This is a genomic window from Bartonella sp. AP57NXGY (assembly GCF_042195805.1).
In the GTDB taxonomy this organism is placed as follows: Bacteria; Pseudomonadota; Alphaproteobacteria; order Rhizobiales; family Rhizobiaceae; genus Bartonella.
The window spans coordinates 1-1021 of sequence record NZ_JBHIOZ010000375.1 but is presented as its reverse complement, the minus strand read 5'-3'; the positions used below and the strand labels follow the sequence as shown (position 1 = coordinate 1021).

Below are 1021 nucleotides of genomic sequence, written 5' to 3'. Positions count from 1 at the left end.
GTATAGAAGAAATTTGTGCGGTATTAGATGAGGAAAGAATAAAGTTGACCGCGGAAGCAATGTCATCTGGGTGAAGCATTTTGGCAAGATTCTCTGGAGGTATCTCTGGGAATCCTTTAAAATTGCGACGAAAATCCGTATTAACTTTATCAACTTGGATTGAACAAACACGAATATTTTGTGGCATTCCCCATAAGCGCAACCCACCAGTATAGCCCTCTACAGCAAATTTAGAAGAAGAATATGAAATTAAAGAAGGATTGTATTCTACACCCCATATGGATGAAATATTTATAATATCGGTGCGAATTTCCTTTTTTAGATAGGGTAAAGTAGCAGCTGTTATATAGAACATTCCTTTAATATTCACATCAAATGTTTCAGCACATTCTTGAGCATCAATTGTTTCTGGATCGCCACTATAACAAATGCCTGCTACATTAACTAAGACATCAAGCCACCAAATTCTGAGATAACCTTATGGACAGAAGAGTCAATGGCTTCTTTATCGCGGATATCAACAATCAATTTACATAAGCTTGCCGTATCGATGGAGGTTGGTAGTTCTATGTCAATGATGTCTGCACTTGCTACCTTATGACCATTTTTCAATAAGTTTAGAACAATTGCTTTACCGATGCCGCGAGCGCCTCCTGTGACTAAAATACGTTTCTGTTGTTGTGAGTAAATTCCGGTCGTGTTTTTTATCATTTCGTTTAGCATTTTCTATACCTGAAGTTGTAATCATTAATATTCAGCTAGTTTATTTTTAGCCATGCATTATGTATTAAAGCAATAAAAAAGGAGATCTTGAAACAGCCCGTGCTCTTTTGTCTGAAACCCTCTCTAAAGACAATACGCGTGATGAGGATGTCTCTCGTTTTATTGTCAACGATGTGACCGTCGAAAAGCTTGGGGAATTGTTAAAAGAAAACCCCCGTGGTCTATTGTTGGTTCGTGATGAATTATCTGGTTTTTTATCCGATTTGGAACGGAAGGAATATCAATCAGACCGTTCTTT

2 pseudogenes are annotated in these 1021 nt (G+C 37.4%); one reads left to right on the top strand and one right to left on the bottom strand.

The annotated features are described in order from the left end of the window. A pseudogene (locus ACFIL8_RS10960) lies at window positions 1–711 on the bottom strand (SDR family oxidoreductase); the annotation flags it as partial. A gap of 86 nt (window positions 712–797) precedes the next feature. Here ACFIL8_RS10960 and ACFIL8_RS10955 point away from each other — a divergent pair. Next, window positions 798–1021 (top strand): annotated as a pseudogene (locus ACFIL8_RS10955) (DUF3987 domain-containing protein); the annotation flags it as partial.